Below are 24,383 nucleotides of genomic sequence, written 5' to 3' on the forward strand. Positions count from 1 at the left end.
TCGATTCGCGCTTGACTGTGCTCCATTTCGGGCAGCGTGGCTAGCAGTGCAAGGTTGAGGTCCACGAATGAGGGCGATTACGATTGAGCGATGAACCTGCCACCGGCTAAGAAGACTGCCATGCCCGATGCTGAAGTGTCCATTGATCTGGCAATGGTGCGCGAGTTGATTGCGGTACAAGCTCCGCATTGGGCCCATGAAGAAATCAATTACTTGGCTACCGGTTGGGATAACGAAGTCTATCGTCTCGGAGATACCTTGCTGATTCGCTTGCCCCGCCGACAGGTGGGGGAGGACATCGGAGTCAAGGAACGGCGCTGGCTTCCACAACTCGCGCAAGACTCCGGGGTGGACATCGACCTGGCGATCTTTGAAGGGCAACCTACTTCCAGCTACCCCTTTACCTTTTCGATCTGCCCGTACGTTCCGGGTATAAGTGCAGCTCGGCTCAATCGAAAGGAACGCGATGAATACGCGCAGGAGTTCTCTGGTTTGCTGAAGGCTCTCCATCAACCCGCAAACTCGAAGGAGCCACGAAGCGATTTCCGAGGCTGCGCGTTGTCCCAAGTTGATGAGCGGACTCGAGAGCAAATCTCGACATTGGATCTGCCACTGCAGAGCGCGGCATTGGAACTTTGGCAGGAAGCGCTGGATGCGGAGGTGTACGGGGGCAGCCCAGTGTGGTTGCACGGAGATCCGCATCCATCCAACACTGTTGTAGACGGCGAAGAGCCATCCCTGACCGTTTCTCTGATTGACTACGGTGACTTATGCGTCGGCGACCCGGCATCAGATCTAGGCATGTGCTGGATGCATTTCAGTTCCGCGGGCATCGGCCAAGCCTTCGAGGCATACGGCATCGCAGTGGGAAGCCCAATGTGGAGGCGAGCGCGAGGCTGGGGTCTGCGCTACGCCATGATGACCGCAAATCTAGGCGCCGACGATCTTCTGGGCATAGTTGGGCGGGAGACCCTAAACTCACTCTTGGGTAGTTCCGTGTAGGCGCACTCCAGATCCATCCGACCTGTCTCAGTCCGTCAGCTGCGTTCCAAATGACCTAAGGAATCCTGATCGGTCCTTTTGACGATAGAACGATTTCAACGTCAATCGTAGGATTCATAATCGGAGGTCTTCGGTAACGCCGCAGGAGTGTTTCCTTAGACTTGATTCATGGAGACCAGCAAGCGCCAAAAGTACGTTGATTACTTGGTGGGTGAACACGGATATGACGCCCGGGTAACACCATGGGGTATCTATATTGAATACCCCAATTTCGACGACAACGGCACGGCCGTCGTGAATTGGCGGGTTACGGAACACGAACTTGCTGGTTTGAACGGCATTCGAATGCCGAGAGGGTTTACCGGTGGCCAACAGTACGCATTTTCGGAATTGACAGCAGCTCTTCATACATTCACTGGTTCACGCGGGACCATGCACGGGGCAAGTATGAGAATAGAAATAGATAACTGACAACGGCCACAGAGCCAAGCCTCGGCAGACCTGATTTTCCGTCCTGATTCGTACCAAAATTCGGCACGTATCCCCTTGCAGCTGGCGAGCATCGACCGGTAGGATCAGCCAAGCCTTGACCAGTTATCAAGAACGTGATTTTGAGCCGAGTGCTCGATTCCGTTCGCGTGGTTGAGCTGGCGCTCGTGCCGCAGCAACGACTTCGCTCGAGAACCGTGGGGCTGGGTTGAAGTGATGCCCGGGTCTGGGAGGCATGAGCTCAGTTAATTCTGGGTGAGAAGTCCTGGCAACTGAGCCATGTCCGTGAACACGGCGGTGGCCCCCGCGGCTAAGAGCTTTTCCCTGGTGCTGCTGATAGGTCCGCCTGGGCAGTAGCCGAAGACCGTAGCTCCGGCCGCGGCGCCTGCAGTTACGCCGGTGACAGTGTCCTCGATGACCGCTGCCTGGCTCGGATCGATTCCCAAGCCAGCAGCCGCTGCCAGATAGACATCCGGAGCAGGTTTGCTCTGCGCGCACTCCATGCCGCTGTAAACATGCTCGCCGAAGAATGGTGCCATCTTCGTCAGGGACAACTGCATCTCGACTTTCCCGCGGTCAGCGCCCGTAGCGCATGCAACTCTGCCGTTGTAGCTGGCAGAGATGTGCTTCACCGCATCCAGGGCACCAGGTATGGCCTGCAAGCCTTCACGTAGGGCAATATCTCGACGCTGCCTGAAGCCAGCGATCCACTGCTCATCAATTCGTACACCCGTATTCACAAAGATGGGTTCCCACTGGTCTTTCAGGGCCTTGCCGATGAAGATGCTGATGCATTCTTCCTGGCTGATGTTCCATCCCAACTCAATGAGCATTTCGCGGAGCACTGCGTTGGTGATGGATTCGGAATCGACCAACACGCCATCGCAATCGAACAGGGCGGCGGAGAATTTTGGACGCGACAAGGACATGGCTGACTCTTCCTTCAAATGTGCGATTCGCTAGACTGCGGAGAATTCGTGAAGAATGCGGGCCAGCGGCGCCAGCTCAGGCCGTTCTTCGGCCTGTTTCAGTACGCGTTCCAACGTGGCATCGTGAATGGGCTTGGCTTTTTGATACAGTTCGTGGCCTGCGGGGGTCAGCTCGGTATAGATTCCACGACGGTCATCGGCGCACAGAACTCGCGAAAGCAGGTTGCGGTCTTCGAGCCGGGTGACCAAGCGCGTGGTTGCACTCGGGCTCAAGGCGGTGGCGCGGGCGAGCTGAGCCATGCGCATATGCCACCCATCCTGCCGATTCAAGGCGTCCAATAATGTGTACTCGACCACAGAAAGGCCTACCTGGGCAGTCAGATCCTTTTCCAGTGCGGCATCGATTAATCCGTGCAATGACGCCAAAGTGCGCCATCCGCGAGCACGGATTTCGACAGCATCATCTGCGATTCCCATCGGTTCCTCCAAAAGTACTTGCTTGCGCTGGTTAGTTGCGTGTGCAACGATTGTGTTCATCGCGCAATAACAAGCGTGTGCAACTAATTTATCTAGTCTATCAGGAGTAACGCTATGCCGCTCGGTCTTATTGCGTTGGCCATCGGTGCCTTCGGCATCGGGCTTACCGAATTTGTCATCATGGGCTTGTTGCCGGATGTGGCGGCCGACTTCGGCGTCAGCGAGGCCGCAGCTGGCTGGCTCATTTCCGGATACGCATTGAGCGTGGTGGTCGGCGCGCTCGGCCTGACCGCAGCCACCGTCCGCTGGCCGCGCAAGCCGGTGCTCGTCGGTTTGCTGGTGCTTTTCATCATCGGCAACTCGCTTACCGCGATGGCCGCAACGTACGAAGTGGCCATGATCGGCCGCGTCATCGCCGCCCTGTGCCACGGTGCCTTCTTCGGTATCGGCGCGGTCGTGGCAGCCGAGCTGGTCCCGGCCAACAAGAAGGCTGGCGCCATTGCCATCATGTTCACCGGGCTGACCGCGGCCAACGTTTTGGGCGTACCCTTTGGAACCCTGCTCGGCCAGCACTCAGGGTGGCGCTCGACCTTCTGGGCAATCTCCGGCATCGGCGTTCTGGCGCTCGTTGGGATTCTTGCACTGGTTCCGGCCATCAGGCACGTCGCCGAGGGAATCTCGCTGCGCCAGGAAATTGGCGCATTCACCTCGCTGCAGGTCTGGCTGTCCCTGGGCGTCACCATCCTGGGCTACGGTGGCATGTTCGGTGCCTTCACCTACATCGCCTACACCTTGACCGAAATTACCGGTTTCAACGCAACCACCGTGCCTTGGCTGCTGATGCTCTTCGGAGTTGGCCTCTTCGCAGGCAACTGGATCGGCGGGCGCATGGCCGATAAGAGCATCGACCGCACACTGCTTTTCTTCATCTCCGCGCTGCTGGTGGTGCTTGTCCTCTTCGGATTCTTTGCAGACAATCAGGTCGCCACCGTACTCGCTTTGCTGTTCATGGGCGGTTTCGGTTTCGGCACCGTTCCGGGCCTGCAAAGCCGCATCATGCATTACGCCGGCGACGCGCCCACCTTGGCCTCAGGCGCCAACATCGGTGCCTTCAATGTGGGCAACGCCCTAGGTGCATGGGCCGGAGGACTCGGCATCGCGGCAGGACTCGGATACACCTCTCCGATCTGGATTGGTGCACTGATCACCCTCGTTGCGTTGCTCGTTATCGTTCTGGCCATGATCTTGGCCAAGAAGGCTTCAGTCGCATCGCCCCATCTGGTCGCAGCCGGCTAATCCGCAGTTTTCCCCTCTCCCACAACCAATTTTTAGGAGCTAGGCATGGTTACCGCCATTCAAACCATCACCCTGAACAACGGCGTTGAAATGCCCCAAGTAGGATTTGGCGTCTTCCAGGTCCCCAACCAGGAAGCCACCTACGCAGTGAGGTCAGCTCTCAAGGCTGGCTACCGCAGCATCGATACTGCCGCGATTTACGGCAACGAAGAGGGCGTCGGCAAGGCTTTGGCCGAGTCGGGCATTGCTCGCGAAGAACTGTTCATCACCTCCAAGGTCTGGATCGCCGACATGGGGTACGAACAGACACTTGAAGCCTTTGACGCAAGCCTGCGGCGCTTGGGCCTGGACTACCTGGACCTGTTCTTGATCCATTGGCCAGCTCCCGAAAAGGACCTCTACGTTGAGACGTGGAAGGCCTTGGAAAAGCTGTACGCAGAGAACAAGGTCCGGGCCATTGGCGTTTCGAACTTCCAGCCGGATCACCTGGACAAGCTGATCACCGAGGGAACTATCGTTCCTGCCGTGAACCAGGTGGAATTGCATCCGGCGTTGCAGAACCGCGAGGTGATTGCCGCCAACGGGCAGCACGGAATTGCCACCGAAGCCTGGAGCCCGCTCGCTCAGGGAGCGCTGCTCGCCGACGAGACCATCCTGGAGATCGCGCAGGCCCATCAGGTGACCGCCGCCCAGGTGATCCTGCGCTGGCACCTGCAGCAGGGCCGGGTGATCATCCCGAAGTCGGTGACCCCGTCACGCATCGCCGCGAACCTGGACCTGTTCGGTTTCGAGCTGTCCGCCGCGGAATTGGCTTCAATCGACGCACTGGATAGCGAAGGGCGCACCGGCCCGCACCCGGAGACGTTCAACGGCTAGCGGCGGTTTCCATCAGGCCGTCCGTCCTTGCATGGGGCGGGCGGCCTGCGCACATGCTGCAGTCAGTGCCTGGCGCCATTGCGGCGATCCAGTTCGTTGCGCACCTGCGGCCATTCGGCTCTCAGGATTGAGAACATTACCGTGTCCCGCAACGATCCGTCCGGCATCCGCGAATGGGCGCGCAGCACGCCGTCCTGCTTGTCACCCAAGCGGCTGACGGCCATGCGCGAACGGAGATTCATCCAGCGTTTCGAAGGCATGGCCCAGAAACAGGCGCTTGCTTTCGGCATTGGTGCCTGAACCGTGGCTGCTGGCGGCGTTCCAGGTGTAGCCGATCTCCACCCGGGGCAGCACGCGGTCAATGCCGCAGTAGGTGGTCATGCCGATGATCCGGCCAGGCAGTCCGCTAACGGGATCATTGAGCGGGGTGGTGAAGGCCAGCAACGACCCTTCCGCCTGCAACGCAAGGCGCCTGCGGATTTCTTCGCACATGTTCTCAGGACGTGGCACCGAGGTGGACCAGAGGTTCCACAACTCGACGTCGCTGGCAGCCTGCACCAGACCGTCTTGGAATTCCATGGACAACGGTTCAAGGGTGACATGTACACCACGCAGGGTGGGTGGCTCAAGGGCATTCATGCGAACACTGTACGCGCCGAAATATCATCGCGGCACCCCTGCGCTGCCGCCAGTTTCTGTGGTGGGATGGCACTGCAGGATCCGGGAACCGATTAGCCGGCGTTCTGCGGACGTTCCGCGGATGAAGCCCTGGAACGCATCATGCTGGCACCGCCTGCCGCCGCCACGGCGCAGGCAACAGCCAGTGCTCCCAGCCCCAGCGACAGGGTGGCCACACCGGCCACCAGACCCACGAGGATCGGTCCGCCGGCATCTCCCACCTCGCGTCCGAGCTCGGCGCTGCCCATGGTGCGGCCCATGCGTTCTGGAGGCGTGGTAGCGGCCAAGCGTGCGAATCCGAGCGGGGTGATCAGGCCGACTCCCAGGCCGATTGCCGCCGCGCCCAGCAAGATCACCGGCAGTGACGGAACAGCCGCGAAAAGCACCACCGCCGCAATCAGCAGGACCGCACCAGCCAGCATCAGGGTATTGGCCCGTTGCGGGGCGGCATCGTGGATCCGCCCGATCCGCGGCTGCACCACGGCCGAGATGACGGCCAGGATGCTGACAGCTCCCATACCGAGGATCGGGTCGGCACCGAGGCGGCCTGCGAGCAACGAGATGAAGCCCACCGCGACCCCCAGGATCGCGGTGGCAACGGCCAGCAGGAGTACCGGTCCGAGGAAAGCTGGCGCGGTGGATTGCTTCACCATGTCAGCTAGCGTGGCACGCTGCTTGGGCAGTACCGGTATGGAAGGCATGTGCAGGGCGGTCCACAGCGCAGCGCCCAGCGAGAGCACTGCCAGAACCAGGAAGAGCGCTGGCAGGCCAGCCCAGGTGATGAGGGCTGCTCCCAGCAGCGGACCGCCGGCGTGCCCGAGCCCCTTCCAGGAACCATATTTGCCGAAGTAGCGTCCGGCCAAGGACGGCCCGACCATCCGGGCTACGGCGGAAGAGGAAGCGGGGGAGAAGCCTGCTGCTGCGGCTCCCTGGGCCAGACGCGCGATGGCGAGCAGCAGAGGGGAAGCGGCGAAGGCACCGAGCAGCGAGGCCGCCGCAAATACCAGCAGCCCGCCCACGATTACCGGCTTCACCCCGATCCGGTCGCTCAGCGCGCCGAAGACCGGTTTCGAGATGACCTCGGCGATGTCGTGGTCGCCAGGATGAGGCCAAAGGCGGCAAAAGTCATGCCGAGATTATCGGTTTAGGTGCCCAGGGCGGCAGCGACGCCGTGGGAGCCGAAAGCCGTCGTGAATCCTGCCAAGTACAGCGGACCCATGCCGCGTTTCTGATCAACCACGCCCCCAGCTTAACTGCGAGACTCGTGGAGATGGCCATTCTGCGTGCATATTTCGGAGGTTGGCTCCGGTACGCGTTCCTTGCAGATTTTCAGGCAGCCAGGATTGATTCAGTGGCGGCTTCGGTGCGTAGGCAGGAAGTTCACGGCTAGGCGCCGACAAGCCCCCGAATGGTCTGCCGGATGGCCTCGATGACGTCCATGACTGGTTCTCGGTGGAGGTGCTCCGCACGCACCAGAACGTCGATTTGTCGACCGGCTGATAGGCCTTTGATTGGTCGTAAAGTCACCTTGTTGTCCAGCGATTTCCGTGCGGTATAGCGGGGAAGGATCCCGAGGCAGCCGCTGGCTTCAACCAGGGCTCCGGCGGTGGCATAGTCATTGACCCGGTGCTCGATTCGCGGGGCTTGGCCGGCCAGTGCAGCGATGGTTTCAAGGACGTCGGCCGGGGAGTAGCCGGAGCGCGAAACTACCCAGGGCTCGTCGATGACCTGTTCGGGGGAGAGCTGCTCGAATTCGGCCAGTGGATGATCTTTGTGGATCGCGACATCCAGCGGTTCGAAAGCCAGAGGTATAACACTGATTCGGTCTTCGGGCCATGGGGCCGTGTGCGGCATCCGGTGCGCCAGCACCAAATCGTACGTCGAGGTCAGCGCCGGAAAATCCTGCTGCGAGACATCCTCGTCGGAAAAGCGCAGCGGGGGCAATTGGCCTTCCGGGTAGGTTAGCAACGGGGCGAAAATGGTCTGCCCAATGGAATGGAATCCCGCGATGCGAATGGGTGTGTCCCGCTCTTGCTCCTGGGTGCGGATCCTCGCCGACACCTCGGCCAGGGTCGAAGCGACTGACGCCGCGGCCGAGGCCAACAGTTTTCCCTCGGTTGTCAGGACCAGCCTGCGTCCGTCCTTCTGTGTCAGTGGCACAGGGAAATTGCGTTGCAGTTGCGCCAAATGCTGCGAGACCGCCGAGGGCGAGACGAAAAGGGCCTTCGCCACGGCGTTGACGCTGCCCAGATCCGCGAGTTCACGCAGAATCCTCAACTGATGCAATTCCATGAAGTAAATACTAAATCGTTGGATCAGTAAATCAGTGATCTTCTAAGGTGTCGCCTCGTGCTGTTGGGTGCGACACTTGAAGCGACCCCATGTCTGTCTTGCGCACAGCAGGTGCCCAATCCTAAGGAACCAGCATGAAAGCACTGTACAAGTCCGGTCCGCACGCGGGACTGGAACTCGTTGATCGCCCAGAACCGGAAACCGGGGCCCATGACGTGAAGATCCGCGTCATGACTGCTGGCATCTGCGGCACCGACCTGCACATCGAAGCCTTCGACGACGCCGCCAAGGCCATGATCAACACCCCGCTGGTTCCCGGGCACGAATTCTATGGCGAGGTCGTGGAGGTCGGCAGCTTCGTCCATGGCGTCAAGGTTGGCGACCGTGTTTCCGGTGAAGGCCACGTCGTGTGCGGCCTGTGCCGCAACTGCCGCGCAGGACGCAAGCAGATGTGCATCAATGTCGACTCGGTCGGCGTGCAGCGCGACGGCGCCTTCGCAGAATTCGTCGTCATTCCCGAAAGCAATGTCTACATCCACCGCGACGAGCGCATCACCCCGCTGCTCGGCGCGATCTTCGATCCGTTCGGCAATGCCGTGCACACCGCACTGCAGTTCCCCATGGTTGGCGAAGACGTGCTGATTACCGGTGCTGGCCCTATCGGCCTGATGGCCGCGGCAGTGGCCCGCCACGTAGGTGCACGCAACATCGCCATCACCGATGTTTCCGAGCAGCGCTTGGAACTGGCAAAGACCATGGGCATCGACCTGGCCGTGAATGTAGCGGACACGCGCATTAAGGAAGCGCAGCAGCAGCTGGGCATGGTCGAAGGCTTCGACTACGGCATGGAAATGTCCGGGCACAAGACCGCCTTGCCGGAAATGATCGAGAACATGAACCACGGCGGCAAGATCTGCATGCTCGGGCTGCCCAGCACCTCCATCGATATCAACTGGGGCAAGGTGGTCACCCACATGCTGACCCTGCGCGGCATCTACGGCCGCGAGATGTTCGAGACCTGGTACGCCATGAGCGCCATGCTGACCTCTTCAGAGGTCATGCGCGAGCGCATTGCCTCGGTGGTGACCGACTTCCTGCCGGCCACCGAATGGCAGCAGGGCTTCGAAGCTGCCCGCAGCGGCCACGGCGGCAAGGTCGTGCTCGACTGGACCGTTTTCCCAGGCTAAGAATTTTCCGGATCAACAAGGAGCATTTGCAATGTACACGGATCTCAAAGACCAGCTTGCCGCCGAACTGGACGAGCTGAAGTCCTCCGGCCTGTTCAAGGCAGAACGCCACATCGACTCGGCCCAGTCCGCGTCCATCCTGGCCGGCTCGCTGGGTGACGATGCACGGAAGGTGCTGAATTTCTGCGCCAACAACTACCTGGGGCTGGCCGATAACCAGCAGATCATCGACGCCGCCAAGTCCGCCATGGACGAGCGCGGCTTCGGCATGGCCTCGGTCCGCTTCATCTGCGGCACCCAGGACCTGCACCTGGAATTGGAATCCCGGCTCTCGAAGTTCCTGGGCACCGACGACACCATCCTGTTCTCCAGCTGCTTCGATGCCAACGGCGGCGTTTTCGAGTCGCTGTTCGGCAAGGAAGACGCCATCATCTCCGATGCGCTGAACCACGCATCGATCATCGACGGCATCCGCCTGTCCAAGGCCGCGCGCTTCCGCTATGCCAACCAGGACATGGCCGATTTGGAAACCCAGCTGCAGGCCGCCGCGCAGCTCAACGACGGGGCCGGTGCACGCCGCACCATCATCGTCACCGACGGCGTCTTCTCCATGGACGGCTACCTGGCACCGCTCGAAGCCATCTGCGATTTGGCCGACAAGTACAACGCGCTGGTCATGGTCGACGACTCCCACGCGGTGGGCTTCATGGGCGCCACCGGTGCCGGCACTCCCGAGCATGCAGGGGTCTCGGACCGCGTGGACATCTACACCGGCACCTTCGGCAAGGCCCTGGGAGGAGCCTCGGGCGGCTACGTCTCCGGCCGCGGCGAAATCGTCGCGATGCTGCGCCAGAAGGCCCGCCCGTACCTGTTCTCCAACTCGCTGGCCCCGTCGATTGTCGCCGCGACCCTCAAGGCGCTGGACCTGGTGGTGGATTCCGGTGACCTGCGCGAGAAGCTCTTCGAGAACGCCGCTCACTTCCGCCGCCGCATGACCGAAGAGGGCTTCGAGCTGCTCGACGGCGAGCACGCCATCATCCCGGTGATGTTCGGCGACGCGGTCAAGGCCGCAGAGGTGGCAGGCAAGATGCTGGAACAGGGCGTCTTCGTGACCGCCTTCAGCTTCCCGGTGGTGCCCAAGGGCGCCGCGCGCATCCGCGTGCAGCTCTCCGCCGCGCATTCGGCCGAGGACATCGAGGCTTGCGTGCAGGCCTTCGTCGCCAGCCGCTGACCAGCTCGGTTGGCCCGGCGCCGTGTTTCAATAGGGATGACGAGTTGGCATAACCAAAGGCGGAGGGCTCATGGCTACCAGGGATGATGTGGCGCGCTTGGCCGGCGTATCTCCCAGTACCGTGTCCTACGTGATCAGCGGCAGGCGCACCATTTCCGAGGCGACCAAGACCAGGGTCCTGGCGGCCATGCGGGAGCTGAACTACACCCCGGATGCCTTTGCCCAGGGCCTGGCCGGATCCCGCCGGGGGATCCTTGCCCTGCACTTTCCCACCAGCGTGGACGGGTATTCCTCCACCGAGTTCGAATACGTCACCGCCGCCATGGAGCGTGCCCGCGCGCTGGGCTACCACATGCTCTTATGGTCCAATCCGATGACCGATGTCATGGGATTGGAAAGCCTGGTCGGGCAGAAACTGGTGGCCGGGGTGCTGCTGATGGAAGTATCGATCAATGACCCGCGCTTCGATGTCCTGCGGCGCGCGGGCATACCTTTCGCTTCCATTGGCCGCCCCGATGACAATGCCGACCTGTCCTATGTCGATAATGATTTCGCCCAGGCCGGGCGCATCGCGGTGGACTACCTGGCAAGTCTCGGCCACCAATCCATCATGTACATCAACGTCTCCGTGGAAGACCAGGAGGCCGGCAACGGTCCGGCCATCCGCACGGCCCGCGCCATCTCTGAAGCCGCGCGCCTCCGCGGCATGTCGATGCAGGAAGTCCCGGTAGAAAACAACGCGCGCGGCGGACGGACGGCGCTGGATGCCTACCGGGACCTGCACCCGCGCCCCACGGCGGTGCTGGCGCTCAAGGAATTCGCCACTGCCGGTTTCGTCAACGCCGCTGGCATGGCGTCGTTGCGCATCCCAGAAGACCTCTCGGTAATTGCATTGGGTGTCGGCGATCGCTCGGCCGAAATGGTAGCCCCGGCACTGACCACGGTCGCCCCACCGGGCGAGGCGGTCTCCCATGCGGCGGTGGACGCACTGGTGCAGAAAATCGAAGGCCGTTCCCAGGGTGCCATGCAGCAGCTTATCGCGCCGCTGATGACGGTCCGCGACAGCACCGGCCCGGCTCCGCGCTGAGCATCCCACGACAATCTCTGGACGATCTTCTTCCATAGGTGTTGACGCGCGTCGATGACCTGCGTCACTATGGAGAGGATCATTCGTGCCAGGCCGCTTCACTCGGCAAGGTACTAGTCAACGTGGAGGGCATCATGAAGAAAGCACAACGCAGGCTGAAGCTCGCGCCGGTTATCTCGATGGCAGCTATCGGCATGCTCCTGGCCGGCTGCTCCGGCGGGGCAGACCCCAATGACCCCAACGCCTCCGGAGGCGGCGCAGCCCAGGTGGGCGAAGCCGACGGCGTCGTGGACATCTATGGTCCGGTCACCGGCCTCGAAGCGGAACTGCTGGAAAAGTCGTGGGCCAAGTGGTCCGAGGAAAACGGCATCAAGATCCGCTACACCGGAGACAAGAACTTCGAATCCCAGATCGGAATCAAGGTCCAGGGCGGAGACACCCCGGATTTGGCAGTCTTCCCGCAGCCCGGCCTGCTGCAGGCCACCGTGGCCCAGGGCAAGGTGCAGCAGCTGCCCGAAGCAGTGCAGGCCCAGCTGCAGAGCAACTGGTCCGAGGACTGGCAGAACTACGGCAAGGTCGATGGCGTGCAGTACGGGGTGCCGCTGATGGCCAGCGTCAAGGGCTACATCTGGTATTCGCCCAAGCAGTTCGAGGAGTGGGGCGTGAGCGTGCCTGAAACCTGGGATGAAATGATCGCCCTGGGCACCGAAATCTCGAAGAAGACCGATGAACCGGCCTGGTGTGCCGGATTCGCATCAGGCGAGGCATCGGGGTGGCCGGGCACCGACTGGATCGAGGACGCGGTGCTGCGCCAGTCCGGGCCCGAGGCCTACGACAAGTGGGTTTCCGGCGACCTGGAATTCACCTCGCCTGAAATCACCAGCGCCTTCGAGTCCGTCGGGAAGATCCTGCTCGACCCCGAACAAGTCAACGCCGGATATGGCGATGTGAAGTCGATCAACGCCACCGCCTTCGGCGATGTCGGTACGGCAGTGGCCAAGGGAACCTGCCCGCTGACCCACCAGGCCTCCTTCCTGGAAGGCTATGTCCTCGATTCCAAGAATGCCGATGGCGAGAAGGCCACCGTGGCACCTGACGGAGATGTCTGGGCCTTCGTCGCACCTCCAGCCAAGGCCGATGACCCGGTATCCGTCGTCGGCGGCGGCGAATTCGTCGCAGCCTTCTCCAACGACGAGGAGACCGCCAAGGTCCAGGAATACCTGGCCAGCGCGGATTGGGCCAATAGCCGGGTCTCGCTCGGCGGCGTGATCTCGGCCAACTCCGGGCTGGATCCAGCGAACGCCAGCAGCGACCTGCTGCGCTCCGCCGTTGAACTGCTGCAGGATCCGAACACCACCTTCCGCTTCGACGGGTCTGATCTGATGCCCAAGAGCGTGGGTTCCGACTCCTTCTGGAAGGGACTGGTGGACTGGATCGACGGCAAGCCGACCGAGGAAGTGCTGGAGAACATCCAGTCCGGTTATGACTCCTAGCCACCACCTTGCAAGCCGCCAACGGCCGGGAATCCCGGCCGTTGGCGAGATGACAGGAGCCTGAGGCCATGTCCGAATTCTTCCAATGGCTTGCCGGCGTCCCGCCGCTGATCCAGGTGCCGGTGGTGCTGCTTGCCTTCGCGATCCTGATCGCGGCGATCCTCGGCTTTGTCGAGATAGCGACCAATGGCGGACGCGCATTTGCCGTGGTGCGATTTGTAGCCGCGGTCGTGGTTCCGGCAGCGATCCTGCTGGTCCTGGGGCTGTACAACTCGGTGATGTGGGTGGCCGCGCTGGCCGCCGTGCTCGGCGCGGTGCTGTTCTTCGCGGACCGGCGCTCGCGGCACGGTGCCGGCTCGCTGCTGCAGCTGACAGGGTTCCTTGCTCCGGCCATGCTGCTGCTCGCCATCGGGTTGATCTACCCGACGATCCGCACCGCCATCAGCGCCTTCATGGCCAATGACGGGTCGGGCTTCGTGGGCCTGGGGAACTTCCGCTGGGTATTCACCAGCCCCGATGGCCTGACAGCCCTGCTCAACACCCTGGTCTGGGTTCTGGTGGCGCCGGTGGTTTCCACCATCATCGGCTTGGCCTATGCAGTGTTCATCGACAAGAGCCGCGGCGAGAAGTTCTTCAAGCTGCTCGTGTTCATGCCCATGGCAATTTCCTTCGTGGGCGCATCGATCATCTTCAAATTCTTCTACGACATTCGCCAAGGCGACCAGATCGGCGTGCTCAATGCGATCATCACGGCATTCGGCGCCAAGCCGGTCGACTGGCTCGGGCTCGAACCGTGGAACACGTTGTTCCTGGTGGTCATCCTGATCTGGACACAGGCGGGATTCGCCATGGTGATCCTCTCCGCTGCCATCAAGGGCGTGCCCGCAGAGCAGCTGGAGGCGGCGGCCCTGGACGGAGCCAGCCCGTGGCAGCGTTTCGCCAATGTCACCCTGCCGGGGATCCGCTCCACGGTCATCGTTGTCTTGACCACGATTTCCATTGCCTCGCTCAAGGTCTTCGACATCGTCTCCTCGATGACCGGCGGCCGCTCGGATACGACGGTCCTGGCCTACGAAATGGTGCGCCAGTTCCAGCTTGGGGCCCGTACCGGCTACAGCTCGGCCCTGGCCGTCATCCTGTTCATCCTGGTGCTGCCGATCATCATCTACAACGTCAGGCAGCATAAGAAGCAGGGGGTCATGCGATGAGCACCGTCGGCGAATCCACTCGGCGCCTGATGGCGGCCACCGAGAAAACCAGCGGGAAACTGCGCAAGGCCACGACCTCCCGCGGCGCCACCATTGCGGCGTTCATCATTGCCGCAGTGTGGACCATCCCCACCTTCGGGCTGTTCGTCTCCTCCTTCCGGCAGGCTGATGACATCAAGACCACGGGCTGGTGGACGGCCCTGTCCAACCCGTCGTTCACGCTGGACAACTATGTGCAGGCCTTCGCCTCCGGCGACAGCCTTCCGCTGTCCAAGGCCTTCCTGAATTCGCTGGTCATCACCATTCCGGCGGCGATTGTGCCGATCCTGATTGCCAGCTTGGCTGCCTACGCGTTCGCCTGGATCAACTTCAAGGGACGCAATACGCTCTTCGTGCTCATTTTCGCCCTGCAGATCGTTCCGATCCAGATGGCGCTGGTGCCGCTGCTCCAGCTCTTCTCGGACGGAGTGAAAATTGGCGGGCTGTATATCCTGCCAGGCTTGGGCGTCAACGGATTGGATGGCGCCTACGCCAAGGTCTGGATTGCGCACACGATCTTCGCCTTGCCCTTGGCGATCTTCATGCTGCACAACTTCATTTCGGAGATCCCGGATGAGGTCATCGAGGCCGCGCGCGTTGACGGAGCCGGGCACGGGAAGATCTTCTCGAAAATCGTCCTGCCCTTGTCGATGCCGGCCATTGCTTCCTTCGGAATCTTCCAGTTCCTCTGGGTCTGGAATGACCTGCTGGTGGCAACCGTCTTCACCTCGGGTGGGGAATTGCCGATTACCAAGGCGCTCCAGGACCTCTCGGGTACCTATGGGCAATCCTGGGAGCTGCTTACCGCAGGTGCTTTCATCTCGATGATCATTCCGCTGGCGGTGTTCTTCGCGCTGCAGCGGTTCTTCGTGCGCGGCTTGCTGGCAGGCGCCACCAAGGGATAAACCGGCCCTGAAACAAGGCACAAGGGTGCCCGTCTGAAATTTCAGACGGGCACCCTTTTGTTCTCCCCCGCGGGCGGCCGGCCATAGGTAGGCTCGTGCCTGAAGGATTGGAATTACCACGAAGGCGGAGCGCTCATGGCAACCTTGTTGCTTACCAACATCGGACAGCTGACGACGGTTGACGCGAAAGGCAGCGTGCTGGAAGACGCCGCGGTGCTAATCGAAGATGGGATTGTTGCATGGGTCGGCCACATGGCGCTGGCGCCAGCAACGGCGCACGAGATCGATTTGGGCGGCCGTGCGGTGCTGCCCGGCTGGGTTGATTCCCATAGCCATCTGATTTTCGGCGGCGACCGCGCCGAAGAATTCGTGGCCCGCATGGCAGGCCAGACCTACGCCGCCGGAGGCATCGCGGTCACCACCTCGGCCACCGGGCAGCTCTCCGACACGGAGCTGGCCGGCGTTGTGGGCGAACGCCGCCGTGAAGCCCTGGCCATGGGCACCACCTGGATGGAAACCAAGACCGGCTATGGGTTGACACTGGAAGAAGAGACCCGGCATTCCGTGCTCGGCAAGCCGCTGGTGGATTCACTGACCTTCCTTGGCGCCCACCTGGTACCGGAAGGCTGGGATGCCGACGCCTATACGGATTTGGTCACCGGACCGATGCTTGATGCCGTGGCAGGCAACGTCGACTTCGTCGATGTCTTCTGCGAACGCGGTGCATTCACCGAAGAGCAATCGCGCCGGGTCCTGGAAGCCGCGCAGCGCAAAGGGCTGTCGACCAAGGTCCATGGAAACCAGCTGGGCCCTGGCCCCGGAGTGAAGCTGGCCGTAGAATTCGGCAGCCATTCGGTGGACCACGTGAATTACCTGGATGAAGGGGACTTCAAGGCGCTCGCCGGCAGCTGGGCCGGCTGGGATGCCTCGGCGCGTACGGGTGAGCCGGGCACGGTAGCTACCTGCTTGCCCGCCTGCGACCTGTCCACCCGGCAGCCGCTTGCGCCGGGCCGCGAACTGCTTGATGCAGGGGTGCGAATCGCGCTGGCCAGCAACTGCAATCCGGGGACCAGCTACACGAGCAACATGAACTTCTGCGTGGCTACGGCGGTGCTCCAGATGAACCTGTCCCTGGCTGAAGCCATCGAGGCGGCAACCTACGGAGGGGCGCTTGCACTCGGGGTTGCCGACCAGGTGGGATCCATCGAGATCGGCAAGCGCGCAGACCTGCATGTGCTTGACGCGCCGGTTGCTGCGCATCTGGCGTACCGCCCCGGAATGAACCTGACGCATAGTGTGTATCGGGCGGGCGAACTAGTTGATCGACTTACGTGATTCCTCGGAAGCTGTTCTTCCAAAGGAGACATGATTCGGCCATCCGGTGAGATAGAGCGATCATCTCGATTTTTAATGTAGTTGGCTACGAAGTACCGTTCGATTTCAGGAAACGATTTCCGGAGTTGCAGAGCTTGTGCCCAATCCGGTAGCGGCTAGAGTTTCGAAGGGAAATACGAGGTTAGGAAGGCAGGACGAATATTCCGTCAGGCATCCCGAACCCGGACCGTTGCGCAGTCCGCGCATACACACTCACGGACCACAGAGAGTCTGAACCGTAGGGGCCTAAATGCCAGTCCGCAAATCGTTGTACGAGCGGCAGCGAGGTTCCTTTGAGAATATCGGTCTGGTCCGTGGGGCCGCCATGGGCGTTGCTGGTGGTCCCAACGATGAGTACTCCATTTGAACGGATCACCCGATCGGCAAAATCGAATACGCTTCGCAGTTCGCCACGTGAAATGAAGGCAGGCACATTTCCGGTCATCAGTATGGCGTCGTACTGTTCCGGCAGCGAATGCTCGTTGAGTGTACCCAAGCTCAGTTGGTCGGCTGATAACTGTCTGAACCAGCTTCCATCGAATAGGTCTTTTGCTACATCCAGAACTTGGGGGGTTGGATCTACGCCATAGGCATCATGTCCGCAGCGACGCAACGCATTGACGGTATTGCCAATCCCGCAACCGATATCGAGAATTCGTGAATTACGAGGACAGAGCATGTCCGCGAAACGGGCAACTACCTCCAGATCAATCCCGTCCATTGTTTGAGCACGCATTTTCGCCGCGTATGAATCGTAGTCGGGGCCCATATCCACAGTTTTGCATGGAAACAGGATCCGAACGACTTGTTTGCGCTACTAGGCTGAAAAGATAGCTCCGAATTAGGCATTCATGATAGACAAGACCTATGGCTAATACTGCTTTCAAGGGAACCCCTGTACAGACTATTGGTGATCTGCCGGCCGTTGGCTCGCAGGCTCCAGCTTTCACTCTCACCGACACCGGCCTTGCAGATGTCACCAGCGAATCGCTGGCTGGCCGTCGCGTTGTCCTGAACATCTTCCCGTCGGTTGATACCGGCGTTTGCGCTGCCAGCGTGCGTCGCTTCAACGAACTGGCTGCCGGCCTGGAGAACACCACCGTCGTGTGCGTTTCTGCTGACCTGCCATTCGCACTGGGCCGCTTCTGCGGTGCCGAAGGCATCGAGAATGTTACCGCTGGTTCAGTCTTTCGTTCCGACTTCGGTTCGGACTACGGAGTCACCCAGATTGACGGACCACTGGCTGGCCTGCTGGCCCGTTCGGTTGTTGTGCTGGATGAGGAAGGCAAGGTTGTTTACAATCAGATCGTCCCGGAGATCACCACCGAGCCTGACTACGATGCAGCTATCGCAGCCCTGAGCTAAGCAAGCATTGCACCCGATACGGTGCATGAGAGCCCGCCTGACAACATTCAGGCGGGCTTTCTTTACGCTCCAGATGGCTTGCTCATCGGCGGGTCAGGCCAAATTGCTTCCTATCCATTGATTGATTGCGCTGCAGTGAGGATGCGCGGACCAATCTTGCGCATGAGCTTGCCCATCTTCGGGTTGTCCGAGCGCGAGAGCGCATCCGATAACCGTTCAAGGCTCATGAGACCCAACCAGATTTTGGCCCGGTGCGCTTCCTCAGAGTTGGGAGCAATCAAATCCACCATTTCCAAACCATGCCACAGGCTCAGGTACGCGGTGTTCAAGGCAGGGTCCCACGCTGCTGCGAGGTCCCAATCCAAGATGCCAATCAACTTCTCGTCAATCCAGTGCATGTTGTGGCCAGCCAAATCACCATGCACCAGTCCCGCTGGAACCTGCGCCAGAATATCGAGCTGATCCCAAAGTGCGGTTGCAGGAGCTCGAAGTTCCTCGGGCAGCGCATCGAAGCATTGCTGCTGCCGGGCTTGGGTCCATTCGCCACGGAATGAAAACGGTTTGGCCAGATGAGCGCTGATCTGTTCCAGCGGTACCTCGGCCAATTCCTTCACCAGCTGGCCCAGCACCTTTGGATCCCCGTAATGAGGCTCATGCGCGCTTCCGGGGATGAAGGACATGGCAACTGAGCTGAGCCCGTCGACATGCAGGATCTCGGAGACCGCCACCGGGATCTGATAGTTGAGCTGGCTTTCCAGCAAAGACAGCAGCTCGACGGTTCGCGGCATCTGTTCGGTCGCCGCTGGCGTGCGCGCCATGCGAATCACCGCCTGCGGATTGCCAATGACCACCTTGTGGAATTGTCCGCCTTCATTCACGGCCGCATCTTCCCACGAAAGATCGGGGCAGAGCTGGCGGGCGATTTGCAGTTCTCCACTGGTGGCAGGACGACTCATTCGTACCCTTCTCGTTCAGCTCGCTGGTGGTCTCACCTTCAGGCTATCGCAGGTTTGCCACGTGGCTACTCAGTACGCGCACAGCCAGATCAGCCTATGATCGAGAACGTGAACGCTGAACAAATTGAGCAGACGGCAACCCGCAGAACCCTCAGGTTCGAGATCATTTTGGTTCTCGCCCTGTCCTTGGGGCAGAGCGCGGTCTACTCGCTGCTGAGCTTTGCGGATAAAGTCACCAGGGCACCGTTGCGTGATCAGACGACATCGCTGAACAACCCGCTGAGCACACGCGAGTTCTTTGATTTCACCTACCAGCTTCTGGACATTATCTTCGCGCTGGTACCCGTGGTGCTGGCACTCTACCTGATGAAGCGCACGACCGGCCGAACCATCCGTGACATCGGCTTCGACATGCGACGTCCGGGCAAGGACACGATGCTCGGGGCGGGGCTGTTCCTGGCCATGGGCGTGGGGACGCTGGGCGTCTATGCTGCCGGACGGGCACTGGGCGTCACCACAGCACTGTCAGCAGCCAATCTCGGTGATTATTGGTGGAGCGTCCCCGTGCTGCTGCTGTCGGCTGTACGCCATGCAGTGCTCGAAGAAGTGCTGATGCTCGGCTTCCTGTTCACCTATGCCAAGAAGCTGAAGCTGGGATTGTGGAGCACCATTATCGGTTCTGCAGTGCTCCGCGGCAGCTACCACCTCTACCAGGGCGTGGGGCCGATGATCGGCAATATGCTCATGGGCATCGTCTTCGGCTGGGTGTACCAGAAGTACGGCCGGGTGATGCCGCTGGTCATCGCGCACTTCCTGCTCGATGCTATCGGCTTCGTCGGCTACGCGCTGATTGGGCCTGCCATCGGAATCGGCCAGTAGTGCCCGAAGGCCTGCGCCAGCGACTGAAACGCCATTAACGAAAAAGGTAGGTGGGGACGCCATTGTCCCCGCCTACCTGCGTTCGTTTCCGAGTTTCCTACAGCACCACGGTGCCGGACTCGGTTTCAAAGGTTACCGACATGATGCCCGGAGTGCCATTCGGCGCTTCATATTGCATGGTGACGGCGCCCAAATTGACGTTCTGCGGCTGGCCCAGCCAATCCAGCACCCGATCGCGTGAGCCGGCGATGGAGATCTGGCTGATCTCGCCGACAGGCTCCAGCGCCTTGGACGGATGCAACGGCTCGGAGTCTTCATCCCAGGAAATCAGGTACGGGACCTGCGGATCAGCGATCAGGCCCTTGATGCCGATTTGCTGCCAGGTAAGTTCGCGGCCATCCGGGAACTTGCGGTTCCCCGGCACGGACTTGCGGCCCAAGCGGTCTTCGGCACTGGATAGATCCTCCACCGAGACGCACCATCCCATCCATCCGCCGCCGAGCTCCGAGCGGGCGCGCACGGCCTGGCCGAAGGGAGCCTTGTCGCTGGCCGGGTGGTTCAGGACTTCAACCACTTCCAGGTACTGGCCATGCTTGAGCGGGAAGATGACATTGCGTGTTCCGAATCGTGGATGCACGCCGCCCTTGACGAATTCCAGTCCCAGGGACTCGGAGATTCTTTCAGCGGTTGGCAGCAGCCCGTCTGGGCCGCAAGCATAACTTACGTGATCTAGCCTCATCATGTGCCCATCATGGCAACATGTGATGCGAGTCTCTACTTAGGCTCCCCTAAGTGCGCTGATGTTATCGAATACTCTGCGGAAAATCTGCGGAATTCGCGAAATATGACCGATTGAGTCCAATGCCGGTCCACTGCGTTGCAAAGATCTTCGGTTTTCGGGCAAACTGATAGCAGGTCATGAGTCTCAGTAACAAGCCCCGGCTTACTGGGCGGCAACCCTCCAACCGCGGTGGGGTGCCCCGGGTGAAGACCTGGCCCTTGAATGCACAAGGCATCAAGGACAAGCGCGGGTTACCCCCTGGAAGTCGTTTCGATACGGTGCTTCCTGTCGGTGTCTTTTCAGCGGCGTACCCCCATAGTCATGAAACGCTATTTGGAGGAAACCATGAGCAACAACTGGTCATTTGAAACCCGTCAGATCCATTCCGGCCAGACCCCGGATCCGACGACCGGAGCGCGAGCTCTCCCGATTTTCCAAACCACTTCCTTTGTCTTCCCGAGCGCCGAGAGTGCCGCTGCCCGTTTCGCGTTGCAGGAACTGGAACCGATCTACACCCGTATCGGCAACCCGACCACCGACGCCGTGGAAACCCGCATCGCTGATCTGGAAGGCGGCGTTGGCGCGCTGCTGCTGTCCTCGGGACAGGCAGCCACCACCTTCGCCATCCTGAACCTGGCCGAAGCCGGCGACCATCTGGTAGCCAGCCCGAGCCTGTACGGCGGAACCCAGAACCTGCTCAAGCACACGCTCAAGCGCTTGGGCATCGAAGTCAGCTTCGTCTCCGACCCGGACAACCTGGACGAATGGCGTGCCGCGGTGCGCCCGAACACCAAGGCCTTCTTCGGCGAAAGCATCTCCAATCCTCGGCAGGACGTGCTGGATATCGAGGGCATCTCGGAGATCGCCCACGAAGCCGGCGTGCCGCTGCTGGTGGACAACACCCTGGCCACGCCATACCTGATCCGCCCTATCGAGTGGGGCGCCGATATCGTGATCCATTCGGCCACCAAGTTCCTTGGCGGCCACGGCAATGCCATCGCCGGGGTCATCGTGGACTCGGGCAACTTCGACTTCGCCAAGGACGCCGAACGCTTCCCGGGATTCAACACCCCGGACGAGTCCTACAACGGCCTGGTCTTCGCCCGCGACCTGGGCGTCAACGGCATCCTCGGCGCGAATCTGGCCTACATCCTCAAGGCACGCGTGCAGCTGCTGCGCGATCTGGGTTCATCAGTGGCGCCGTTCAACGCGTTCTTGATCGCCCAGGGTCTGGAAACCCTGTCGCTGCGCATTGAGCGCCACGGCCAGAACGCAGTGGAAGTTGCCAACTGGCTCGAAGCCCGCGAGGAAGTGCAGAAGGTCGCCTACGCCGGCCTGCAGTCCTCTCCGTGGCATGAGCGCGCGCAGAAGTACAGCGATCACGGTGCTGGCTCGATCATCGCCTTCGAGCTGGAGGGCGGCGCGGAAGCCGGACAGGCTTTCGTGGACGCACTGGTCTTGCACTCCAACGTCGCGAACATCGGCGACGTGCGCTCGCTGGTCATCCATCCGGCCTCCACCACCCACGCCCAGCTCTCCGAAGCGGAGCAGATTGCCGCCGGTGTGAGCCCGGGACTGGTGCGGCTGAGCGTCGGGCTGGAAAACATCAAGGACATCCTGGCCGATCTTGAGCTGGGCTTCGAAGCTGTTGCGGCCCTTGAAAACAAGGAATTGCAGGAAACCCTCTAGGCATGCCATCCATTGTGACTACTGAAGATACTCTGCGCGCCGAAGAGCTCGCTGGCGGACAAGACGGCATTTTGCGCCGTAGTTCCGTGGGGGAGTACCACTTTGAATTCGGTGGATACCTTCCCGACGTGGTGCTGGCCTACGAGACGTGGGGGAAGCTAGCAGCTGATGGCTCCAACGCGGTGCTGGTGATGCATGCACTCACCGGTGACGCCCACGTCGCGCAAGGCGATTCGCACAGCGCCGGCTGGTGGGAAGGCTTCGTTGGCCCCGGCGCCACGGTTGACACCAATGAGTACTTTGTCGTGTCCATCAACATGGTGGGTGGTTGCAATGGATCCACCGGCCCCTCGTCCTTGGACGAGCAGGGCCTGCCTTACGGCTCCAGATTCCCTTTCGTCACCATCAAGGACTCGGTGCGCCTCGAAGCGCGGCTGGCCAAGCAGCTGGGAATCGATTCCTGGCATGCGGTCATCGGCGGCTCGATGGGCGGTGCCCGCGCGCTGGAATACGCTGTCGAGTTCCCCGAGCAGGTCAAGAACCTGGTCGTGATGGCCTCTAGTGCCCAGGCGACTGCCGAGCAAATTGCCTTTGCGCAGGTGCAAACCCAATCCATCCGCTTGGATCCGCACTTCTGCAATGGCGATTACTACGGCAACGATTCCCGTCCTGATGCCGGTCTCGGCCTGGCTCGCCGCCTGGCCCACATCACCTACCGTTCCGAGGCCGAGCTGGAAACCCGTTTCTCGCGCAATCCGCAAGATGGCGAGAAGCCGACGGGCCAGCTGGACGGGCCGCGCGGGCGCTACCAGGTGGAAAGCTACCTCGACCATCAGGCCAGCAAGCTGGTGAATCGCTTCGATGCCAACAGCTATCTGGTGCTCACCGAGGCGCTGATGAGCCACGATGTTGCCCGTGGCCATGAATCCCTGGAGGCAGCCCTGGCGCGCCTGGAGAAGGTCAACGTGGTGGTTGCCGCGGTTACCACCGACCGCTTGTACTTCCCCGAGCAGTCGGTGAAGCTGGCCTCGTCGCTGGCCAGGCCGAAGCCGGTGCACTACATCGATTCGCCCATTGGCCATGATGGGTTCTTGACCGATGCGACGCAGCTGGATGGGGTGCTTCGGACCTTGGTCTTCGGAGACTAGGATCTGGACAAAGTTTGGCAAGTCTTTAAAGCCTGAAGCGGTTCCGCCAGTAATCGGCGGAACCGCTTCAGTCTTTCTTGCTATTTGGCGCTGTCTCCGGCACCGAGCGAGTCGTTGGGCTTGGCATCTGCGAACGGCGTAGCCGAAGGCCGTTTCGGGGTGATGCCGTCGCCGGAGGACTGGTGGCGCAGGCGGCGCAGCACCCAGGGCGCCAGATGCTCGCGGGCCCACTGCAGATCCTCCTTGCGTGCTTCGCGCCAGCTGCGCTCATCCACGACCGGAACGATGTCGGTATCCAGCTGATGCGGGACGTTCAGCGAGTCCAGTGCCATGGCGGCAATGCGCTGGTGGCCGATGGGGGAGAAGTGCAGGCGGTCAGGCGCCCACATCTGGGACTGGTGCAATTCCTGCAACGCCCACATGTCGGCAACGATGGCGTCATGCCGGGCGGCGACGGTGCGCACGTTCTCGTTGTAGATCGCCACCTTGCCGCGGATGCTTCCAAGGACCGGGGTATCGCGGATATCGGGTCCGTTGAAGAGCAGGAGCGTGGCACCGGTTGCGGTGAGCTTGGCTACCGCGTCGTCTAGGATGTCGGCAATCTTGTCTGGATCGCCGCCCGGGCGCAGCACGTCGTTGCCGCCCGCGCACAGCGAGATCAGATCCGGCTTCAGATCGATGCAGGGATCGAGCTGTTCGGCAACGATCTGGCCGATGAGCCGGCCGCGGATGGCCAGGTTGGCATAGGAGAAGTCCGGGACGGTGCGGCTGAGCTCCTGAGCCAAGCGGTCGGCCCAGCCTAGGTGCCGTCCTGCGCTCGATGGATCGGGGTCGCCGATGCCTTCGGTGAACGAGTCCCCGATGGCTACATAGCGGCGCCATGGGTGGAGCGGGGAGTCGGCGGTGTTTGACGGTTCAGAAGCAATATTGTTGGGCACGAATCCATTGTTACCAAAGGGTAACTTCTAGTCAATCATTCAAGAGGATGATTCGGTGGGCACC

Annotated in this window: 23 protein-coding genes, 1 pseudogene and 1 riboswitch; of the genes and pseudogenes, 15 read left to right on the forward strand and 9 right to left on the reverse strand. The window is 61.2% G+C overall.

All coding sequences use genetic code 11. The features are described 5' to 3' along the window. Positions 1-90: 90 nt before the first annotated feature. Positions 91-1,002: an aminoglycoside phosphotransferase family protein gene (locus tag EKH49_RS03610; protein ID WP_128469742.1), complete on the forward strand. Its 912-nt coding sequence runs from the start codon at positions 91-93 to the stop codon at positions 1,000-1,002. A 168-nt stretch (positions 1,003-1,170) separates the two neighbouring features. Next, positions 1,171-1,473: a hypothetical protein gene (locus EKH49_RS03615; protein ID WP_128469743.1), complete on the forward strand. Its 303-nt coding sequence runs from the start codon at positions 1,171-1,173 to the stop codon at positions 1,471-1,473. A 263-nt stretch (positions 1,474-1,736) separates the two neighbouring features. Here EKH49_RS03615 and EKH49_RS03620 read toward each other — a convergent pair whose 3' ends face one another. Then, positions 1,737-2,420 carry an HAD family hydrolase gene (locus tag EKH49_RS03620; protein ID WP_128469744.1) on the reverse strand — a complete coding sequence of 228 codons (684 nt, stop codon included), beginning with the start codon at positions 2,418-2,420 and terminating at the stop codon, positions 1,737-1,739. Between the two features lie 30 nt (positions 2,421-2,450). Beyond that, complete coding sequence (locus EKH49_RS03625; protein ID WP_128469745.1) at positions 2,451-2,897, reverse strand: MarR family winged helix-turn-helix transcriptional regulator; 447 nt, start codon at positions 2,895-2,897, stop codon at positions 2,451-2,453. A gap of 114 nt (positions 2,898-3,011) precedes the next feature. Between EKH49_RS03625 and EKH49_RS03630 the strand changes: the two genes are divergently transcribed. Both EKH49_RS03630 and EKH49_RS03635 read left to right on the forward strand, forming a co-directional pair. Beyond that, on the forward strand, positions 3,012-4,193 hold the full coding sequence (locus tag EKH49_RS03630) for an MFS transporter (RefSeq protein ID WP_128469746.1): 1,182 nt from the start codon (positions 3,012-3,014) through the stop codon (positions 4,191-4,193). A gap of 45 nt (positions 4,194-4,238) precedes the next feature. Further along, positions 4,239-5,069, forward strand: a complete 831-nt coding sequence (locus EKH49_RS03635; RefSeq protein WP_128469747.1) for an aldo/keto reductase — start codon at positions 4,239-4,241, stop codon at positions 5,067-5,069. Between the two features lie 62 nt (positions 5,070-5,131). Here the strand turns inward: EKH49_RS03635 and EKH49_RS03640 are convergent. The 3 genes and pseudogenes from EKH49_RS03640 to EKH49_RS03650 all read right to left on the reverse strand — a co-directional run bounded on the left by EKH49_RS03640 (position 5,132) and on the right by EKH49_RS03650 (position 8,039). Beyond that, positions 5,132-5,708 (reverse strand): annotated as a pseudogene (locus EKH49_RS03640) (GNAT family N-acetyltransferase). Between the two features lie 92 nt (positions 5,709-5,800). After that, positions 5,801-6,781 carry an MFS transporter gene (locus tag EKH49_RS03645; protein ID WP_236641019.1) on the reverse strand — a complete coding sequence of 327 codons (981 nt, stop codon included), beginning with the start codon at positions 6,779-6,781 and terminating at the stop codon, positions 5,801-5,803. A gap of 352 nt (positions 6,782-7,133) precedes the next feature. After that, complete coding sequence (locus EKH49_RS03650) at positions 7,134-8,039, reverse strand: LysR family transcriptional regulator (RefSeq protein WP_128469748.1); 906 nt, start codon at positions 8,037-8,039, stop codon at positions 7,134-7,136. Positions 8,040-8,173: 134 nt separating this feature from the next. Between EKH49_RS03650 and tdh the strand changes: the two genes are divergently transcribed. The 7 genes from tdh to hutI all read left to right on the forward strand — a co-directional run bounded on the left by tdh (position 8,174) and on the right by hutI (position 16,524). Further along, positions 8,174-9,226 (forward strand): L-threonine 3-dehydrogenase, encoded by a 1,053-nt coding sequence (tdh, locus tag EKH49_RS03655; RefSeq protein WP_128469749.1) that lies wholly within the window; start codon positions 8,174-8,176, stop codon positions 9,224-9,226. 31 nt (positions 9,227-9,257) lie between these two features. After that, complete coding sequence (locus EKH49_RS03660; RefSeq protein ID WP_066139521.1) at positions 9,258-10,457, forward strand: glycine C-acetyltransferase; 1,200 nt, start codon at positions 9,258-9,260, stop codon at positions 10,455-10,457. A 70-nt stretch (positions 10,458-10,527) separates the two neighbouring features. Beyond that, complete coding sequence (locus EKH49_RS03665; RefSeq protein ID WP_128469750.1) at positions 10,528-11,544, forward strand: LacI family DNA-binding transcriptional regulator; 1,017 nt, start codon at positions 10,528-10,530, stop codon at positions 11,542-11,544. A gap of 134 nt (positions 11,545-11,678) precedes the next feature. Continuing rightward, positions 11,679-13,037 (forward strand): ABC transporter substrate-binding protein, encoded by a 1,359-nt coding sequence (locus tag EKH49_RS03670; RefSeq protein WP_128469751.1) that lies wholly within the window; start codon positions 11,679-11,681, stop codon positions 13,035-13,037. A 68-nt stretch (positions 13,038-13,105) separates the two neighbouring features. After that, complete coding sequence (locus EKH49_RS03675; RefSeq protein WP_128469752.1) at positions 13,106-14,245, forward strand: carbohydrate ABC transporter permease; 1,140 nt, start codon at positions 13,106-13,108, stop codon at positions 14,243-14,245. Beyond that, positions 14,242-15,189: a carbohydrate ABC transporter permease gene (locus tag EKH49_RS03680; protein ID WP_128469753.1), complete on the forward strand. Its 948-nt coding sequence runs from the start codon at positions 14,242-14,244 to the stop codon at positions 15,187-15,189. The genes EKH49_RS03675 and EKH49_RS03680 overlap by 4 nt, the downstream gene beginning before the upstream one ends. 135 nt (positions 15,190-15,324) lie before the next feature. Beyond that, positions 15,325-16,524, forward strand: coding sequence for an imidazolonepropionase (hutI, locus tag EKH49_RS03685; RefSeq protein WP_128469754.1), 1,200 nt, complete (start codon positions 15,325-15,327; stop codon positions 16,522-16,524). 181 nt (positions 16,525-16,705) lie between these two features. Here the strand turns inward: hutI and EKH49_RS03690 are convergent, their stop codons facing one another. Then, positions 16,706-17,332 (reverse strand): class I SAM-dependent methyltransferase, encoded by a 627-nt coding sequence (locus tag EKH49_RS03690; RefSeq protein ID WP_128469755.1) that lies wholly within the window; start codon positions 17,330-17,332, stop codon positions 16,706-16,708. A gap of 98 nt (positions 17,333-17,430) precedes the next feature. Between EKH49_RS03690 and tpx the strand changes: the two genes are divergently transcribed. Further along, positions 17,431-17,928 carry a thiol peroxidase gene (gene tpx, locus EKH49_RS03695; protein ID WP_128469756.1) on the forward strand — a complete coding sequence of 166 codons (498 nt, stop codon included), beginning with the start codon at positions 17,431-17,433 and terminating at the stop codon, positions 17,926-17,928. Positions 17,929-18,038: 110 nt separating this feature from the next. Here tpx and EKH49_RS03700 read toward each other — a convergent pair whose 3' ends face one another. Next, positions 18,039-18,884, reverse strand: a complete 846-nt coding sequence (locus EKH49_RS03700; RefSeq protein WP_128469757.1) for a phosphotransferase family protein — start codon at positions 18,882-18,884, stop codon at positions 18,039-18,041. 96 nt (positions 18,885-18,980) lie between these two features. Between EKH49_RS03700 and EKH49_RS03705 the strand changes: the two genes are divergently transcribed. Continuing rightward, positions 18,981-19,763, forward strand: coding sequence for a CPBP family intramembrane glutamic endopeptidase (locus EKH49_RS03705; RefSeq protein WP_128469758.1), 783 nt, complete (start codon positions 18,981-18,983; stop codon positions 19,761-19,763). 97 nt (positions 19,764-19,860) lie between these two features. On the opposite strand, the gene EKH49_RS03710 is transcribed toward EKH49_RS03705, so the two are convergent. Continuing rightward, positions 19,861-20,505 carry a VOC family protein gene (locus EKH49_RS03710; protein WP_128469759.1) on the reverse strand — a complete coding sequence of 215 codons (645 nt, stop codon included), beginning with the start codon at positions 20,503-20,505 and terminating at the stop codon, positions 19,861-19,863. 172 nt (positions 20,506-20,677) lie between these two features. Beyond that, positions 20,678-20,797, forward strand: a riboswitch (SAM riboswitch). Positions 20,798-20,889: 92 nt separating this feature from the next. Here EKH49_RS03710 and EKH49_RS03715 point away from each other — a divergent pair. Together EKH49_RS03715 and metX are read left to right on the forward strand one after the other, a co-directional pair. Then, the gene (locus EKH49_RS03715; RefSeq protein WP_038990134.1) at positions 20,890-22,233 is read left to right on the forward strand and encodes a bifunctional o-acetylhomoserine/o-acetylserine sulfhydrylase; all 1,344 of its coding nucleotides are present in this window, start codon (positions 20,890-20,892) and stop codon (positions 22,231-22,233) included. 2 nt (positions 22,234-22,235) lie between these two features. Further along, positions 22,236-23,381: a homoserine O-acetyltransferase MetX gene (gene metX, locus EKH49_RS03720; RefSeq protein ID WP_128469760.1), complete on the forward strand. Its 1,146-nt coding sequence runs from the start codon at positions 22,236-22,238 to the stop codon at positions 23,379-23,381. An 80-nt stretch (positions 23,382-23,461) separates the two neighbouring features. On the opposite strand, the gene EKH49_RS03725 is transcribed toward metX, so the two are convergent. Beyond that, entirely contained in the window at positions 23,462-24,319 is an 858-nt protein-coding gene (locus tag EKH49_RS03725) for an SGNH/GDSL hydrolase family protein (protein WP_128469761.1), read from the reverse strand. Positions 24,320-24,383: the final 64 nt, after the last annotated feature.

This window comes from Glutamicibacter sp. HZAU (assembly GCF_004100365.1).
GTDB classification, from domain to species: domain Bacteria; phylum Actinomycetota; class Actinomycetes; order Actinomycetales; family Micrococcaceae; genus Glutamicibacter; species Glutamicibacter nicotianae.

Bases quoted from the DNA above. Each gene is read 5' to 3' on its own strand.
- EKH49_RS03675 (WP_128469752.1), top strand. From the start codon at position 13,106: ATGTCCGAATTCTTCCAATGGCTTGCCGGCGTCCCGCCGCTGATCCAG.
- EKH49_RS03670 (WP_128469751.1), top strand. From the start codon at position 11,679: ATGAAGAAAGCACAACGCAGGCTGAAGCTCGCGCCGGTTATCTCGATG.
- EKH49_RS03665 (WP_128469750.1), top strand. From the start codon at position 10,528: ATGGCTACCAGGGATGATGTGGCGCGCTTGGCCGGCGTATCTCCCAGT.
- EKH49_RS03680 (WP_128469753.1), top strand. From the start codon at position 14,242: ATGAGCACCGTCGGCGAATCCACTCGGCGCCTGATGGCGGCCACCGAG.
- EKH49_RS03610 (WP_128469742.1), top strand. From the start codon at position 91: ATGAACCTGCCACCGGCTAAGAAGACTGCCATGCCCGATGCTGAAGTG.
- EKH49_RS03690 (WP_128469755.1), bottom strand. From the start codon at position 17,332: ATGGGCCCCGACTACGATTCATACGCGGCGAAAATGCGTGCTCAAACA.
- EKH49_RS03660 (WP_066139521.1), top strand. From the start codon at position 9,258: ATGTACACGGATCTCAAAGACCAGCTTGCCGCCGAACTGGACGAGCTG.
- EKH49_RS03630 (WP_128469746.1), top strand. From the start codon at position 3,012: ATGCCGCTCGGTCTTATTGCGTTGGCCATCGGTGCCTTCGGCATCGGG.
- EKH49_RS03650 (WP_128469748.1), bottom strand. From the start codon at position 8,039: ATGGAATTGCATCAGTTGAGGATTCTGCGTGAACTCGCGGATCTGGGC.
- EKH49_RS03620 (WP_128469744.1), bottom strand. From the start codon at position 2,420: ATGTCCTTGTCGCGTCCAAAATTCTCCGCCGCCCTGTTCGATTGCGAT.
- tdh (WP_128469749.1), top strand. From the start codon at position 8,174: ATGAAAGCACTGTACAAGTCCGGTCCGCACGCGGGACTGGAACTCGTT.
- EKH49_RS03635 (WP_128469747.1), top strand. From the start codon at position 4,239: ATGGTTACCGCCATTCAAACCATCACCCTGAACAACGGCGTTGAAATG.
- metX (WP_128469760.1), top strand. From the start codon at position 22,236: ATGCCATCCATTGTGACTACTGAAGATACTCTGCGCGCCGAAGAGCTC.
- EKH49_RS03710 (WP_128469759.1), bottom strand. From the start codon at position 20,505: ATGATGAGGCTAGATCACGTAAGTTATGCTTGCGGCCCAGACGGGCTG.
- EKH49_RS03625 (WP_128469745.1), bottom strand. From the start codon at position 2,897: ATGGGAATCGCAGATGATGCTGTCGAAATCCGTGCTCGCGGATGGCGC.
- EKH49_RS03705 (WP_128469758.1), top strand. From the start codon at position 18,981: ATGATCGAGAACGTGAACGCTGAACAAATTGAGCAGACGGCAACCCGC.
- tpx (WP_128469756.1), top strand. From the start codon at position 17,431: ATGGCTAATACTGCTTTCAAGGGAACCCCTGTACAGACTATTGGTGAT.
- EKH49_RS03700 (WP_128469757.1), bottom strand. From the start codon at position 18,884: ATGAGTCGTCCTGCCACCAGTGGAGAACTGCAAATCGCCCGCCAGCTC.
- EKH49_RS03715 (WP_038990134.1), top strand. From the start codon at position 20,890: ATGAGCAACAACTGGTCATTTGAAACCCGTCAGATCCATTCCGGCCAG.
- EKH49_RS03615 (WP_128469743.1), top strand. From the start codon at position 1,171: ATGGAGACCAGCAAGCGCCAAAAGTACGTTGATTACTTGGTGGGTGAA.
- hutI (WP_128469754.1), top strand. From the start codon at position 15,325: ATGGCAACCTTGTTGCTTACCAACATCGGACAGCTGACGACGGTTGAC.